We start from the raw sequence: 15,094 nt of genomic DNA on the forward strand, positions 1-15,094 counted from the left end.
GCGGCGGAACTGGAGCGCAGCCGGATCCTGGCGGCGGAAAAACTGATTTCCCCCAGCGAACTGGAAACCATGGCCGCCGACGCCCGGCGCCACGAAGCCCTGGAGCGTTCGGCCGATTTTCGGGTCCAGACCGCCCGTTACGAGTTGGAGTCGGCCCGCAGCGCCCTGGCCTATGCCGGTCGCCAGGATGCCGCCGCCAGCGGGATCATCGAACTGCGCGCGCCGGTGGACGGGGTGATTTTGCGCCGTTTTTTCACCAGCTCCCGGGTGGTTCAGGCCGGGGACCCGATCCTGGAAATCGGCGATACCGTTTCCCTGGAGGTGGAAGTGGATGTGCTCTCCGCCGACGCGGTGCGCCTGGAGGAGGGCATGGTGGTCTGGTTCGAGCGTTGGGGTCGGGAAGAACCGGTGGAGGGCAGGGTGCGCCGCATCGAACCGGGCGGCTTCACCCGGATTTCCGCCCTGGGAGTCGAGGAACAACGGGTACTGGTAATCGCCGATTTCGTCGCCCCCCGCGAGCAGTGGCAGCGCCTGGGCGATGCTTACCGGGTCAACGCTCGCTTCGTCCTCTGGGAATTGGATGATGTCCTGCGTCTGCCCGGCAGTGCGGTTTTCCGCCGGCAGAAAAGTCGGGCCGCCGCCGGGATCGACGGCCCGGAAAGCGAGCCGGGTTGGGCGGTGTTCACCGTCGATAACGGCCGGGCTCGCTTGCGGGCGGTGGAAGTCGGCCAGCGCGGCGGTCGTTATGTCCACCTGCTTGCCGGCCTGGCCGAAGGCGAGCGGGTCATCGTTCACCCCCCGCGCGAACTGGAAGACGGAAGCAGAATCCGCCTGCGCTGAAAGAGCCGGGGCCGAGGCGGCAACCGGAGCAACCTGCAACGATACCGCTATTCTATTCGGCGATGGCGTCGGAGAGCAATCCCACTGCCAGGGCGAAATAATTGGAGCGGTTCCACTTGAGGGTGGTGCGGAAATTTTCGTAGACCATGAAGGCCTCTTGCGGGTTGCCCTCGTCGGGGATGATGATCGAGGCCGAGAGTTGGCGGGCGGGCAGGCTGGAGCCGTCGGCCCGGCGAACTCCCAGGGCCTGCCATTGACCGATGGGCTTGCGGGTGTCGAGCCCGGCCAGGCTTTGGTCGAAGCCGGCGGGCAGCCGCACCGGCCGGCCCCAGGTCTGGTCGGCGCGCCAGCCCGAACGGGCCAGGTAATTGGCGGCCGAGGCGAAGACATCGGCCCGGGAGTTCCAGATGTCGCGGCGGCCGTCGCCGTCGTAATCCACCGCGAAGTTGAGAAAGCTCGAGGGCATGAACTGGCTCTGGCCCATGGCTCCGGCCCAGGAGCCTTTCATTTCCTCGGGACTGATATGGCCTTCGTCGAGGATTTGCAGGGCGTTGAGGAGTTCGCCCCGGAAATAGCTGCTGCGGCGGCCGTCGTGGGCCAGGGTGGCCAGGGACGCGATAACCGGAAAGCCGCCGGTGAGCCGGCCGAAATCGGTCTCGATACCCCAGAGAGCCACGATGAAGCGGGGCTGGACCCCATACTGCCGGCTGATTTCCTCCAGCAACTCGCGGTGCTCGGCCAGCCGCTGGCGGCCCATTTCGATCCGCGACCGGGGTACCACCCGTTCCCGGTACTGGGCGAAGGTCAGGGTGAATTCCGGCTGGCTGCGGTCAAGCTCGATCACCCGGGGGATGGGCTCCACTCCGGCCAAGGCGGCGTCCAGGGTTGCGGGCTGGATCCCCCGCTCCAGGGCCTCGGCCCGCAATTCCACCAGCCATTCGGCAAAAGGCTTCTCGGCGGCGGTGGCGGCGGCCACCGGCGCCAGCAAGCCGGTCAGCATCATCACGGCGATCATCAGCAACGCCCAACTCGGTTTTCTCATCTTATCCTCACGGCGGTAATTGTTCATAATGGCAGCCCGGCCACCCCTTCGGGGGGTCAGGAAGAAGCCAACGCTTGTCATTATCCCCGATCTTGCATGCCGGGGCAAGGGGGGGCATGGAGGATTTTGGTCGGCTGTCGTCCCCTAAGAGTCACAAGCGCGGATCGGTGGTGGTAGCGCCGCCGGTTTTACGTCAAGGCTTGCTTGTGCTATGATTCGGAAGATTTTATCCCGGCCGGCCCCTCAACCACCAAGCAAAGGAGGACCATAAATGTCAGGCACAACCGTTACTCGATCCGACCCGGCCCCGGCCCCCCGGCTCGGTGATCGACCCGGGGCGGTGCTGCTTTGTTCCGACCTGGACCGGACCATTCTGCCCAACGGAGCCCAGCCGGAATCGCCGGCCGCGCGGCCCCTGCTGCGAGCCCTGGCCCGGCGGCCGGAGGTGACCATCGCTTATGTCAGCGGCCGCCACCGGGAACTGCTGGCCGCGGCTATCGAGGAATACGAAATTCCCCAACCCGCCTACGCCATCGGCGATGTCGGGACCACCATCTATCGGGGCGCGGCCGGAGACTGGCAAGCCTGGCCCGCCTGGCGGGAGGAGATCAGCTCCGACTGGGGGAACAGGACCAGCTGGGAGCTGGCCCCGCTGCTGGCCGGGCTGCCCGGTATCTGGCTGCAGGAGGCGGAAAAACAGAATCACTGCAAGCTGAGCTACTATACCCCGCCGCGTTTTGGCCCGGCCGCGGCCGACCGCCGCGGCCGGGAAGAGCTGCTGGCCGCGGTGCGGGCCCGCCTGGCCGACCACGACATCCGGGCCGCCCTGGTCTGGAGTATCGATGAGGAACGCGATCTCGGCCTGCTCGATGTCTTGCCGGCCCGGGCCGGCAAGTTGGCCGCCATCCGTTTTTTAATGAAACGCCTGGGCTTTGTTCCGGCAAATACCGTTTTTGCCGGTGATTCCGGCAACGATCTCGATGTCCTGGGCAGCGAACTCAACGCCGTCCTGGTGGCCAACGCTCCGGCGGAGGTGCGCCGCGAAGCCCTGGACCGGGTTCGCCGGACCGGACGGGCCGAGACCCTTTATTGCGCCAGCGGCGGCTTTCTGGGGATGAACGGCAACTACGCCGCCGGCGTCCTCGAAGGCCTGGCCCACTACCACCCTCAAACAATCCCCTGGCTTTTGTAAACGGGCATTAGCACCGCATCTTGTCGGCGGCATGCGCCGACTGTCCCCGCATGTAACTTTGTTGCTTTCCGGTAACCGTCACGCCGCCGGCCGGTGTTTGTGAATATTGTACCCGCGCGGGCGATCGGCCCGACTCGCATAGCAAACTATGCTTCGCCGGCCCGCTTGCCCTAACCTGCGGCACTACTGCCCGTTTACGGTTGGCTGTGGGGATAAAAATACTGGTGACCCTGGCTCCCAGTTTGCCAAGCAACAAGCTGGGTAAAATTGTCTTAGCAGCGCATCTTGTCGGCGGCATGGGCCGACTGTCCCCGCATGTAACTTTGTTGCTTTCCGGTAACCGTCACGCCGCCGGCCGGTGTTTGTGAATATTGTACCCGCGCGGGCGATCGGTCCGACTCGCATAGCGAACTATGCTTCGCCGGCCCGCTTGCCCGAATCTGCGGCACTACTGCCCATTTACGGTTGGCAGCGGGCAAAAAATATTGGTGACTCTGGCCCCGGCCCGCAAAGCAGCTATCATGTTAAAATTTTATTAGGACCGCAGGTTTCTTGTTATTCAGGCAAGAAGTAAATTTCGCGCTCCTGTTATACCAACCAACCAGCTGGGTAAAATTGCAGCAGTGCCGCAGATTCGGGCAAGCGGGCCGGCGCCGCGTAGCCCGTCTACGCAAGCTGGCCCGATCGCCCGAAGATGTGGTGCTGCTGCAATTTTACCCCTCGGTGCGGCAGGCGCGGCCGAACCCCCCCGGAATGGTGCCGGAGGCCCAGAATACCGTGCCTTGTTTGAAGTCGATGAACCAGTAGCCGCCGGGCTTGCGTTCGTCGGCGAGAAAGATGAAGGGCTGATCCTGGGAAAAGGCCGGCGAGATCAGCAACCCCTTGCTGTTGCGCTCCGGGCCCAGCAGGGCCAGGGCTTCCTCCATGGTGGGCAGGCGCCAATCGTCGTGGCCGGCGAATTTCCGCCCGTTGAGCTCCTGGATATAAGCGGTAACGTTGCGATGGTTGGTGATATCGCAGCCGCCGCGCTGCCACATCACCCCGCTGCGCAACTCGCTGACGGTCAGATCGTCGCCGTTGTCCACCAGGTAGGCCTGGAAATCGCCGGCGGGATTGCGCTGGCTGTCATAAAAATTGAACTTCTGCAGAGTTGCCGGCACCTCATCTTCGCCGAGGAAGGCCGGCTCCCGCCGCAACTCAACCCGGTCCAGGTCGGGCCGGGCGGCCTGGCGGTCGGGCAGACCGGTAACCATGGATTCCGCTTCTTCCTCGTCCAGGCAGGGCTCCACCAGTTTCGGGTCGCCGCCTTCCAGGACGTTGGCGGTCAGCCAATGCCGCAATTCCTCGTTGATGGCGTAGCTTTTGTCGAGCAGACCCTTGCCCTGGCTGGCCACGCAGGCGTCGATCATTGCCTGGGGGGCCATGATCCGGGCCAGGACCCGGGCGAATTTCAGTCCCCGCTCCATGAAGAGCAGGCGGGCTGGCTCCGTCCAGGCGTCGATGTAGAAGTAGTAGTAGCGCTCTTTCTTGCTCCGCACCCGCATCTTGCCGCCCCAGCTTTCGAAAATGCCGAAGGTATCCGCCGGGGTCATGTCCCAGTCAATGCTGATTTCCGCCGGGGCGTTGGCCCCCAGTTTTTCCCGTAGTCCCATGCTGCCTCCTTTGGTTGCGCTATGGGCCGGCTTAAGCCTGCCGCCAAGATGCTGACAGGGCTGACCTGTGGGCAACCGTGCTTTGTTTGATACTGCATATGATTATTATATGCAATTTTACTCCTTGAGCAAGGGATAGTTGGGGTTATTTCCCTCCCCGGTCCAGTCCAGGTGCCGGGCCACGAAGGCCTTGAGACCGGCGCGATAAAGAGTTTCGCTGGCCAGATAACCGCGGTTGTGGTCGCCGCGGATCCGGAGCATTTCCCCCCGCGCGCCGGCCCTGGCCAGCAGTCGTTGGCCATGGTGGAAAGGAATGATTTCATCGTCGGGACTGTGGATGATCAGCACCGGTGCCTCCACTTGGTCCAGGTAATCCGCGGTGTTGTATTCCAGGCGGGTGAGCCAGCGGGCGGGGTAAAGCGGGTACAGGTCGGCGGCCGCCTCCCGGGCCGAGGTGAAGGTCGACTCCAGGATCAGCAGGGCCGGCGGGTGGAAACGGGAGGCACTGGCGGCCAAAGCTCCCCCCAATGAGCGGCCGAAATAGATCGTCCGGGTCGGATCGGCGCCCAGACTCTCCTGGAGCCAGGCCGCGGCGGCGCGGGCATCCCGGTGCAGACCGGCCTCCCGGGGGCGGCCCTCGCTGCGCCCGTAACCCCGGTAGTCGAAGATCACCAACTCCAGGCCGAGATCGTGGAAGATGGCCAGGGGGGGATACGATGGGATATATTGCCGGCGTTGCCATGGAAAAAGAGCAAGGTGGGAGCGCCGGGTTGGGCGGGAATGTGCCAGCCGTGCAGCCGCACCTGGTCCAGGCTGGTAATTTCGATCTCCCGCCAGGGCAGGCCCCGGTCACCCGGGGTGGCGATCAGCTCGCGCCCGGGCACTCCGGGCAGGTGAACCAGGCGCTCCTGGTAGAGGAAGAGCAGCAGGCCGAAACCGACGTAGATCAAGGCGGCGGTCGAGAGCAGGGTCAGCAGGATGCGCACGGACGGCTTGCTCCCTAAGCGTTAGCAACGGCAGGGTTGATCCAGCCGGGCCGGTCAGTGCCGGGGAGCAGGGGGGCCATCATCGCCGTGATCTCCTTGGCCCGGGGAATCATCCGAGCGTTGGCGCCATTTTTTGCCGGCCACCAGAAAAACGTAACAGGCGATCAGCAGGGGATACATGATCAGAGCCTCGGCGAAGCGGCCCTGGGCAAAGGCATACAAGCTGTGCAGCAGGCCGAGGACCAGCAGCACCAGCAACACCAGGGCCAGGTAACGGTTCATGAAATTCCTCTCTGGTGTCATTTGGCCTGAGGGGCAGTCCCCGGGCCTGATCTTGCTCAGCGAGAGCATCGGCATGCTATCACAGGGGGGACCAGAACCCACCAGTAATTGCTGGAAAAAAACTTCGCTTATGATAATAAATGAAGCGTTAGGAAGCAAACCCCATCCCCAGGGCCCGGCAGACCCCGGCCGAATCTCGGCTAGGGCCCGGTTTGTTTTTCAAGCCGGCCTGGTGCCGGCAAAAGTAAGGTATTGTTCCCCGTCGAGGTTGAGTTTTTCCTGGTAGATCGCGAAGCCTGCTTCGGCCAGGGTCTGTTGCCAGGCCTCGAGGGAAAAAATACCCAGCAGGTGCCGGTCGGTTTCGATCCGCAGAATTCCGTTTTCCCGGATCAGGTAGAGCATGGTTGCTTCGTAGTGCTGATCGCCGGGGTCGGGGTCGTAAACGTTTTCAATGAAAACGACGTCGAGGTTAGCCGGTTTGATGGTGGCAATAGCGGGGGTAACTTGGGTGCGGTTCTGCCGGAAGGTTTCGCTGGTCACATCCGGGGTCACCACCAGGACTCCCCCGGGGTTCAAGTGATCGAAGGCGACCTGGAAGGCCGCCGCCAGCTCGGCGCGGCTGGTCAAATAGGATACCCCATCATCCAGCAGAATCGCGTCGAAGGTGCGATTGAGGGCAAAGGAGCGCATGTCTCCCTCAAGCAACTCGCAGTCGGGGTTGAGGTTCCGGGCCAGTTGGAGCATGGCCGGGCTCAAATCCAGGCCCGTTACCTGGTAGCGTTTTCTTAGGTTGAAGATGTTCTTGCCCCCGCCGCAGGCGATGTTCAGCAGGGAGTTCACCGGCCGGCCCGCCTGCTGTTCGATCAACCGGACCACCTGGTCGCAGTAACGGCCGTATTCGGTGGCGGGATCGCCCCACAGGGGCCAGAGCCAGGCCAGGTCGGTGTAGAGGCGGGGTAGGGCAAATTTACCGATCATGGTCGTTTTTCTCCGGTCAGGAAGCAAGTTCGGCCGCGGTCGGGTCGGCCCGGGTTAAGCGGGGGAGCGCTGGGCTGGTCAAACCACTGCTTGGCCACGGGATTAGCCGCTCGGCCAAGCCGCGCCAATGATCATGCGCTTAGCGGCCGCGCATGGCGGGTCCGACCAGCAAGGCCATAATGGCCAACCAAACGATAAAGAGCAGCAGGAGCAGTAGACCCAGGGCCATCAGGGCTTTTGCCCAGCTGAAACCCGGCTTGGTCTTGAATCTTTGCAGCAGCCATGACCAACCCAGAATCAGGCTGGCCACCGCAACCAGCAAACCCGCTGTCGTCGTCATCTTGCGCCCCCCCCCCGCGGGCAGGACCCGGTTGGGCCCTTTCACCGCCGCGTTATAGCTGGCAAAGCCGTAAGTTAATTAAGGCCGGCCATTAATTAAAGAGAGGCGAGTTCCTCGGCCCCTGCCAATCAGGGCGGGGGCCGGCGGCAGAACCCGGGCTCGACCGCCGGGCCGCAGACCAGGCGCCCTCTACAGCTCCACCCGCCGCAACAGTTGGGCGTTAATCGCCACGATCACCGTGCTGGCGGACATCAGGACCGCCCCGGCCGCGGGAGCCAGGAGAATGCCGGCCCCGGCCAGCACTCCCGCCGCCAGGGGAATGGCCACGATATTGTAGCCGGCCGCCCACCAGAGATTCTGGACCATCTTGCGATAGGTGGCCCGGCTGAGGGTCACGATCCGGGCCACGTCGCGCGGGTCGCTGCGGATCAGGACCACGTCGCCGGCCTCCACCGCCACGTCGGTCCCCGCCCCGATGGCAATCCCGATATCGGCCGTTACCAGAGCGGGGGCGTCGTTGACTCCGTCGCCGACCATCGCCACCCGTTTCCCCTGGCGCTGCAGCTCCTGGATTTTTTTGGCCTTGTCCTCCGGCAGCACTTCGGCGAAGACCGTATCGATTTGAAGCTGGGCGGCGACGCCGGCGGCCACCGCCTGGGAATCGCCGGTGAGCATGGCCACCTCCACCTTGGCCCGGTGCAGCCGTTGAATCGCCTCCCGGGCTTCGGGCCGGATGGCGTCGGCGACGGCAAACACCGCCAGGATTCCTTCTGCGTCGGCCAGGTAAACGGCGGCCTGGCCGCTTTTTCCGAAGCGCTCCGCCTCCTGCTCCAGTTCCGGCGGTGGTTTGAGCTGCAGTTGGCGCAGCAGGGCCGGTCCCCCGACCTTTAACTCCCGGTCGGCAACCCGAGCCTGGACTCCCTTACCGGGAAGGGCTTGGAAATCTTCGGACTCGGGAACTTTAAGGCCCATTTCGGCCGCGCTTTTGAGCAGCGCCCGGGAGATCGGGTGCTCCGAATCCCGTTCCACCGCCGCCGCCAGCCGCAAGGCTTCCTCGCTGGTGGTGCCCGGCGCGGCCACGGTTTCGATCACCCTGTGCTCCCCCAGGGTCAGGGTGCCGGTTTTGTCGAAGACCACGATGTCCAGGTTTCTGGCCTCCTCGAGTCCCCGCTGATTGCGGATCAGCAGGCCGCTGCCCGCGCCAATGGTGGTGGAGATCGCCACCACCAGGGGCACTGCCAGCCCCAAGGCGTGGGGGCAGGCGATGACCAGCACCGTCACCATCCTGGTAATGGTAAAATCCAGGCTGGCGCCCAGGCTCAGCCAGGCCGCCAGGGTTAAGCCGCCGGCGCCGATTGCCGCCATCGTGAGAAAAAAAGCGGCCCGGTCGGCCAGGGCCTGGGCCCGGGAACGGGAGCGCTGGGCCTGCTCGACCAGGCGCATGATTCCGGCCAGGGCGGTCCGGTCGCCGGTACCGACAACTTCCACCCGCAGCGACCCTTCGCCGTTGATGGTGCCGGCAATGACTTTGTCCCCCGCTTTTTTGCCCACCGGCCGTGATTCGCCGGTGATCATGGCTTCATTCAGGGAGCTGCTGCCGCTTTTAACCACCCCGTCGGCGGGAATGCCGGCGCCGGGCCGGATCAGAATCAGGTCGCCGGCCTTTAAGGAGCTGACCGGCACCTCCTCGGTCCGGTCGTCGTCCTCCAGGCGCACCGCCGTGTCGGGCAGCAGCCGGGCCAGTTCCTGCAGGGCTCCCTGGGCCTGGAAAATCGAGCGCATCTCGATCCAGTGGCCAAGCAGCATGATCGTCACCAGGGTTGCCAGTTCCCACCAGAGGGCGTGGCCGGGGAAACCCAGGGTGACCGCGGCGCTGTAGAGAAAAGCGACGCTGATCGCCAATGAAATCAGGGTCATCATCCCCGGCAGGCGATCGGCCAGTTCGCGGACCGCCCCCTGCAGGAAAATCCTGCCGCCGTAAATGAAAACCATGGTCCCGAAGATGGCCGGAATCAGTTCGGAGCCGGCGAAAACCGGGGCCCGGTAGCCGAACCATTCCTGGAGCATCGGTTCCCAGATCAGAGCGGGAATGGTCAGGGCCAGGCAGACCCAGAACCGGTTGCGAAACATCTCGACGTTGTGGCCGGCGTGTTTATCGTGACCGGCGTGTTGCTCCTGCCCGGCGGCATGATCATGGCCGGCAGGTGATTCATGGTGCTGGTGGGCGGGCGGGTGCCCGGCTTTCCGCTGGTGGCCCGCGTGGTCGGCTGTTTCCTCTGCGCCGGCCCCGTCCTTGGGGCGGGACTCGGTGGCATCGGCCGCCCGGTGCGACGAGGCGTGCTGCTGGTCATGGCCATGCTGATGTTTCTTGCCCTCCGTCATCCTTACTCCTCTCTGCTGTTTGGCCCCGCGCAATCTGCGCCCGAACAGGCTCCCTGGTTTACCGCAACCGCCTGGCCCGGCCGCTCAACCGATGCTCAGACAGTTTCTGCCCGACGTTTTGCTCTTATAGAGCAGGTGGTCGGCTCTTTTGAGCAGCTGGTCGATGTTGTCATGGGCCTTGGCCATGGTGGCTCCGATGGAGATTGTTACCCCTATTCTGTCGTTTTGGTGAACTATGTATGAATTTTCGATCAACCGGCACATCCTGTTGCCGGTGCCGGCGAGATCCTTTTCGTTGATATGGCGCATGATGCCGAGAAACTCTTCGCCCCCCCAGCGGCCATAAAGGTCAAAGGGCCGGGTGTTGGCCTTGAAGGTATCAGCGACAAATTTCAGCACCGCATCGCCGATATCATGGCCGTAGGTATCGTTGAACTTTTTGAAGTGGTCGATGTCGATAAACAAAAGCCCAAACGACAGGCCGAATCTTTTGCTCTCCTCAAAACAGACCCGGAGTTCTTTTTCCAGATAGCTGCGGTTGGCCAGTTGGGTCAGGTGGTCGAGCAGGGCCAGCCTTTCCAGTTCATTTATTCTTAATTGGTTGTCGGTTTTGTGGCTGATATCGCTGAAGAGTTCGATGCCGCCGATAATCCTGCCCTCGGCGTCGGTCAAGGTGGTGGTACGAACAGCAACCGGCACTCTATGGCCGTTCTTGTGATGGAGGTAAACTTCGGCCTCGCGAAATTTACCGTCGGCAATGGTCGCGGCCAGCGGGCACATTCCCCGGCAGAGGAGATTACCCTCATCGTCGATGTGGGTGAGGACATTGTCGGCGCATGATTTGCCGACCACCTCCCGGGCGGTGAAGCCGGAAATACGTTCGGCGGCCTTGTTCCAGAAAGTTACAACTCGGTTGGTGTCGACGAAATAGAGGCCGTCATGGAGATTGTCGACAATCTTTGCAAAAATATCCTGCCCGAAATCCATCAGCATCCTCTCTCCGAGATTTTGGCTATAAAGGTTTTTTATCTGCCGGCCTATTTCCCCACTCCCGGCGACGAAGTCCCGTTGCCCTTTATAGCGGCCAGAACCACATGATTAAAGGCACGGCCGTGGCCACCACCATTAAAGACAACGGGAGGCCCATTTTCCAGTAATCGCTGAATCTGTAGCCCCCCGGGGCCATCACCAGGGTGTTGGATTGATGGCCGATGGGAGTAAGAAAGGCGCAGGAAGCGCCGATGGCCACCGCCATCAGGAAGGGGTCGGCGGAAGCCTCCATCCCCCGGGCCAGGCTGAGGGCGATGGGCGCCACCAGGATGGCGGCCGCGGCGTTGTTGATCACATTGGACAGCAACATGGTGGCGGTCGTCAGGATGGCGATGGTCAGGGCGGGAGAGACTGATCCGGCCGCCCCCAGCAGCCCGTCGGCGATCAGTTGCGCCCCGCCGCTGGTCTCCAGGGCCTGGCCGATGGGGATCATGGCGGCCAGCAGCACGATAATTGACCATTCGATGTTCTTGTAGGCCTCGGTGGAGGAAAGCAGGCCCGCCATAACCATCACGATCGCCCCGCAGACCAGGGCCGTCGCCGCCGGCAGCAGATTGAGAGCCGCCGCCGCGATTGCCGCCCCGAAGATCCCGGTGGCCAGGAGGATCCGGCGGGGCTTGCCGACGCGCATCTCGCGTTCGGCCAAGGGCAGGCACCCCAGTTCGGCCAAGGCCCCGGCCAGGGTCTCCTCCTGGCCCTGGATGAGGAGGATATCGCCAACCACAAAGGGAATGCGGCCCAGCCGTTCCCGCAGCCGCTGCCCCTGGCGGGCCACGGCGAGAACGTTGATGCCGTAGCGGTCGCGCAGGCTGAGGCCGATCGCCGTTTTACCGATCAGCAGCGACTCGGGCGCCACCACCGCTTCGATGATGTTGATTTCCCCCTCTGCGACCTTTTCCCGGTGTTCGTCCTCGTTGACCTTGCTGGCCAGTTCAAGGCCGGCGAGGTCGATAATCCTTTCCAGGCTCTCGGTATCGGCCTTGATCAGCAGAATATCGTCCTGGCGCAGCACTTCGTAGGAGGAGGGGATCTGCTGGCGCTTTTTGCCCCGGACCAGTCCGATCACGATCATTTCGACGTCGTCGGCCGCCGCGGCAACCTGCAGGTCGTGCAGAGTGCCGCCCGCAAACTTGGATTCGGCCGGGACCCGCACCTCGATGATGTAGTCGCTGATTTTGAACAACTCATCCTTGGAGACCGAGTTCTCCTGCCGCCGGGGCGTCAAGCGCCAGCCGACCAGGGTGATGAAAATCAGGCCGGCTATCGTTATTCCCGCTCCCACCGGCAGGAAGTCGAACATGCCGAAGGGTTGGACTCCGGTTTCGGCCCGGTAGGCGGCAATGATGATATTGGGAGGGGTTCCGATCAGGGTAACCGTCCCGCCCAGCAGCGAACCGAAGGCCAGCGGCATCAGCAGCAGGGACGGCGAGCGCCCGGCCTGCCGCGACATCCAGATCGCCACCGGCATCAGCAGCGCCAGGGCGCCCACGTTGTTCATAAAGGCCGAACAGAGGGCGACCAGCCCGGTCAGTGCGGCCACCTGCATCGTCGGGTTCACCCCGACCCGGCCCATATAACGGGCGATACTGTCCACCACCCCGGCATTGAGCAACCCGCGGCTCAGGACCAGAACCGCCGCTACGGTCACCACGGCCGGATGGCCGAAACCGGCAAAGGCCCGTTCGGAGGGCACCAGGCCACTGATGACCATGGCCAGCAGGGCGATCAGGGCCACGATGTCGTAGCGCCAGCGTCCCCAGATGAAGAGGGCCAGGGTCGCCCCGAGGACGCCAAAAACGATCAGCTGCTCAGTATTCATGCTGCATGCTCTCCCTGCCTCGCCGCTGCCGGGTTCAACCCTTCCGCCTGCCCTGGCCTACCAGCAGCAGCAAGCTGCCGACCGCGATAGCTCCCACCCCGGCCCAAACCGGGACGTTGACCGTCTCCTTCTCCTTGACCGCCAACTCGATCGGCCCCAGGGTCGCTTCATGCGTGTCCCTGGTGTAAGTGAAACTGCCGTACACCAAGCCCAGCACCCCGGCGATGATTAGAACCAGACCCGCGATCTTGACTGTGTTCATGGCTTTCCTCCCTGATTAGTGAAATTGGCGGTGGAGGACGACTCTGCTGCCGTCATCGAGCCGTCTTTGCGTTCCTTGTTCCCGCGTAGCCTGCCAGGAGAAGCTGCCCTCGGCGCGTTCCGCGCTGCCGGTGATCGTTTCTCCGTCGATGCGCCCCCGGAAGGTGATTTTTTCGCCGGTCCCGGTTCGCCGCCGCTCCGCGATTATGGTGACCTGGTCTCCGGTTACCTTGCCTTCGCTGATCTCCATGGTGCTTGGGCCGCTGCTGATATGGCCGCTTATCTTTTGGAAGTCCTGGGTTACCTCCATGGTGTAACGGGTGCCGTCGGTCCCGGACCATATCCAGGTGCCGGTCAGGTTGGCCGGAATGATCCAGAAATAGATGGTCCGGCCATTTCTGATCTCCCGGTCGGGCTGCCACGCCCCCATGCTGAAGTAATTGGAGACCACCCGGGTGCCGGGCCGCAGTTCTGCCAGCAGCTTGGGCCGCAACCGGATGTTGACCTCGGGCAGCAGGTACATGGTGACCACGGTGGCCTCTGAAATGTTGGCCTCGAACAGATCCTGCTCGATAAAACGCACCCGGTCGCCAACCCCGGCCGCCGTCGCGTTGGCCTTGCTTTCCCGGATCCGCTCCGGATCGATTTCGATCCCTATGCCCCGGGCGCCCATTTGGGCGGCGGTGATGACGAAACGGCCGTCACCGCTGCCGAGATCATAGACCACGTCTCCCTCTCCCACTTCGGCCAGGGTCAGCATTTCCACCACCGTTGACTGGTGGGTTGGTACATAAGGCACATCGGAGGCCAGGCCCAGGCCGGCCCCCAACCACCACGCGACGGCACTCAGCCCCAGGCATCGTACCAGCAGCGGCAGCCGTAATTGCTGGACAATCATGATCATTTTCCCTCATTGGTTGGTGTTTTCCGCCATAGCAGCGGCAGCCCGGCGGCCAGTACGGCCAGGCCCACCAGGGCCCCGCTGCCGGTATAAAGAACGCTCGCAATGAGCATATACAAACAGATGGCGCAGAATAAAAATGGAGTCAGGGGGTAGGCCGGCACCCGAAAAGGGCGGGGCCGACCGGGATCCAGCCGCCGGAGGATGAAAAGCGAAATCCCGGCCAACAGAAAGAAAAGCCAGAAAATCGGGGCGGTGTACTCGACCATCGTAACAAAGCCGCTGTGCGCTCCGGTTCCCAGGGCAATCAGCAGCAGGGCAATCCCGGCCTGGAGCAGCAGGGCGTTGATCGGCGTTCCCCGCTTGCTCTGCCATTGCCCGAGGAAGGAGAACCGGGGCAGATCGCGGCCCACGGCGTAATTGGTCCGGGCGCCGGTAATAATCGAACCGTTCATGGTACTCAGGGCCGTCAGGGCGATCAGAATGCTGATAAACAGAGCGCCGTTTTCGCCGAGAACCGACCGCATCAAATCGGCGGCGACCACTTCCGAATCGGCCATGGCGGCGAGACCCAAAGTCTTGAGCAGGACGAAGTTGGTTACCAGGTAGAGGAGGGTGATGGCCATGATGCTGTAAAGCAGGATCCGGACCATGTTGCGGCCCGGATTGCGGACCTCTCCCGACAGATAGGCCGCCTCGTTCCAGCCGCCATAGGTCAGCAGGACGAAGATCATGGCCATGCCGAAGGCCGGATTTTCCGCCAAAACAGCGCCCGGCTGAGCGCCGGCGGCCGGATCGGCGGAGAAACCGGCGGCGATGATGAAAAGCAGGCCCAGAACGATGGCGGAGGTGAAAAGTCTTTGCAGGCCGTTGCCCTGTCGGATGCCGGCGATGTTGGCGGCGGTCAGCATAATGACCACCGCCGCGGCGTACAACGAGGAGGAGTAAGCCCCCAGGGTCCGCACCTGGGAGAGATAGTCGCCGACGAGAAAGGCGAGCATGGCGATGGAGCCGGTCTGGATGACGGTCATGCGGGCCCAGGCAAAAAGAAACCCTGGACCTCTGCCGAAGGCCCGGGTGAGAAAGTGATAATCTCCCCCGGCATCGGGATAGGCGGATGCAAGTTCGGCATAGCAAAGCGCTCCGATTAGTGTAGCCAGGCCGCCGGCAAACCAGACCAGCAGAAAGATGCTCTCGCTGCCGGTACTGGCCGCGACCAGCGACGGGGTTTTGAAGATGCCTGCGCCGACCACGATACCGATGACGATGACCACCGCATCAACAATGGAGAGCGTGCTGCCGGGCCCGGCCGGTTGTTTCATGATGAGTGGATCCTGGAGCTGAAAGGTCGTTGTTAGGACGGGCTTGG

The 15,094-nt window shown here is 63.2% G+C and carries 15 protein-coding genes; 2 read left to right on the forward strand and 13 right to left on the reverse strand.

The window, feature by feature from the left end; all coding sequences use genetic code 11:
• A partial coding sequence (locus tag ACHHTY_RS04155) for an efflux RND transporter periplasmic adaptor subunit (protein WP_395492804.1) occupies positions 1-840 on the forward strand: 840 nt, incomplete at its 5' end.
• 52 nt (positions 841-892) lie between these two features.
• Here the strand turns inward: ACHHTY_RS04155 and ACHHTY_RS04160 are convergent.
• Positions 893-1,882: a lytic murein transglycosylase gene (locus ACHHTY_RS04160; protein WP_395492805.1), complete on the reverse strand. Its 990-nt coding sequence runs from the start codon at positions 1,880-1,882 to the stop codon at positions 893-895.
• Positions 1,883-2,153: 271 nt separating this feature from the next.
• Between ACHHTY_RS04160 and ACHHTY_RS04165 the strand changes: the two genes are divergently transcribed.
• On the forward strand, positions 2,154-3,074 hold the full coding sequence (locus tag ACHHTY_RS04165; protein ID WP_395492806.1) for an HAD-IIB family hydrolase: 921 nt from the start codon (positions 2,154-2,156) through the stop codon (positions 3,072-3,074).
• Between the two features lie 713 nt (positions 3,075-3,787).
• On the opposite strand, the gene ACHHTY_RS04170 is transcribed toward ACHHTY_RS04165, so the two are convergent.
• The 12 genes from ACHHTY_RS04170 to ACHHTY_RS04225 form a co-directional block, all read right to left on the reverse strand.
• Positions 3,788-4,726 (reverse strand): Lcl C-terminal domain-containing protein, encoded by a 939-nt coding sequence (locus tag ACHHTY_RS04170; protein ID WP_395492807.1) that lies wholly within the window; start codon positions 4,724-4,726, stop codon positions 3,788-3,790.
• A 117-nt stretch (positions 4,727-4,843) separates the two neighbouring features.
• On the reverse strand, positions 4,844-5,398 hold the full coding sequence (locus tag ACHHTY_RS04175) for an alpha/beta hydrolase (RefSeq protein ID WP_395492808.1): 555 nt from the start codon (positions 5,396-5,398) through the stop codon (positions 4,844-4,846).
• Complete coding sequence (locus ACHHTY_RS04180; RefSeq protein ID WP_395492809.1) at positions 5,395-5,712, reverse strand: hypothetical protein; 318 nt, start codon at positions 5,710-5,712, stop codon at positions 5,395-5,397. Before ACHHTY_RS04180 ends, ACHHTY_RS04175 begins: the two co-directional genes overlap by 4 nt.
• Positions 5,713-5,766: 54 nt before the next feature.
• Entirely contained in the window at positions 5,767-5,994 is a 228-nt protein-coding gene (locus tag ACHHTY_RS04185; RefSeq protein WP_395492810.1) for a hypothetical protein, read from the reverse strand.
• Between the two features lie 219 nt (positions 5,995-6,213).
• A complete protein-coding gene (locus ACHHTY_RS04190) occupies positions 6,214-6,972 on the reverse strand; it encodes a class I SAM-dependent methyltransferase (protein ID WP_395492811.1) in 759 nt (252 codons plus the stop codon).
• A gap of 139 nt (positions 6,973-7,111) precedes the next feature.
• Positions 7,112-7,312 (reverse strand): hypothetical protein, encoded by a 201-nt coding sequence (locus tag ACHHTY_RS04195; RefSeq protein ID WP_395492812.1) that lies wholly within the window; start codon positions 7,310-7,312, stop codon positions 7,112-7,114.
• A 189-nt stretch (positions 7,313-7,501) separates the two neighbouring features.
• Positions 7,502-9,694: a heavy metal translocating P-type ATPase gene (locus tag ACHHTY_RS04200; RefSeq protein ID WP_395492813.1), complete on the reverse strand. Its 2,193-nt coding sequence runs from the start codon at positions 9,692-9,694 to the stop codon at positions 7,502-7,504.
• 84 nt (positions 9,695-9,778) lie between these two features.
• The gene (locus tag ACHHTY_RS04205) at positions 9,779-10,687 is read right to left on the reverse strand and encodes a sensor domain-containing diguanylate cyclase (RefSeq protein WP_395492814.1); all 909 of its coding nucleotides are present in this window, start codon (positions 10,685-10,687) and stop codon (positions 9,779-9,781) included.
• An 82-nt stretch (positions 10,688-10,769) separates the two neighbouring features.
• Positions 10,770-12,563: an SLC13 family permease gene (locus tag ACHHTY_RS04210; protein ID WP_395492815.1), complete on the reverse strand. Its 1,794-nt coding sequence runs from the start codon at positions 12,561-12,563 to the stop codon at positions 10,770-10,772.
• A 34-nt stretch (positions 12,564-12,597) separates the two neighbouring features.
• Positions 12,598-12,825: a hypothetical protein gene (locus ACHHTY_RS04215; protein WP_395492816.1), complete on the reverse strand. Its 228-nt coding sequence runs from the start codon at positions 12,823-12,825 to the stop codon at positions 12,598-12,600.
• Positions 12,826-12,840: 15 nt separating this feature from the next.
• A complete protein-coding gene (locus ACHHTY_RS04220) occupies positions 12,841-13,728 on the reverse strand; it encodes an SAM-dependent methyltransferase (protein ID WP_395492817.1) in 888 nt (295 codons plus the stop codon).
• Positions 13,725-15,047 carry an APC family permease gene (locus tag ACHHTY_RS04225; protein ID WP_395492818.1) on the reverse strand — a complete coding sequence of 441 codons (1,323 nt, stop codon included), beginning with the start codon at positions 15,045-15,047 and terminating at the stop codon, positions 13,725-13,727. The genes ACHHTY_RS04220 and ACHHTY_RS04225 overlap by 4 nt, the downstream gene beginning before the upstream one ends.
• Between the last annotated feature and the right edge of the window lie 47 nt (positions 15,048-15,094).

The sequence above is a fragment of the Desulfurivibrio nitratireducens genome, assembly GCF_044068515.1.
Classification (GTDB): domain Bacteria; phylum Desulfobacterota; class Desulfobulbia; order Desulfobulbales; family Desulfurivibrionaceae; genus Desulfurivibrio.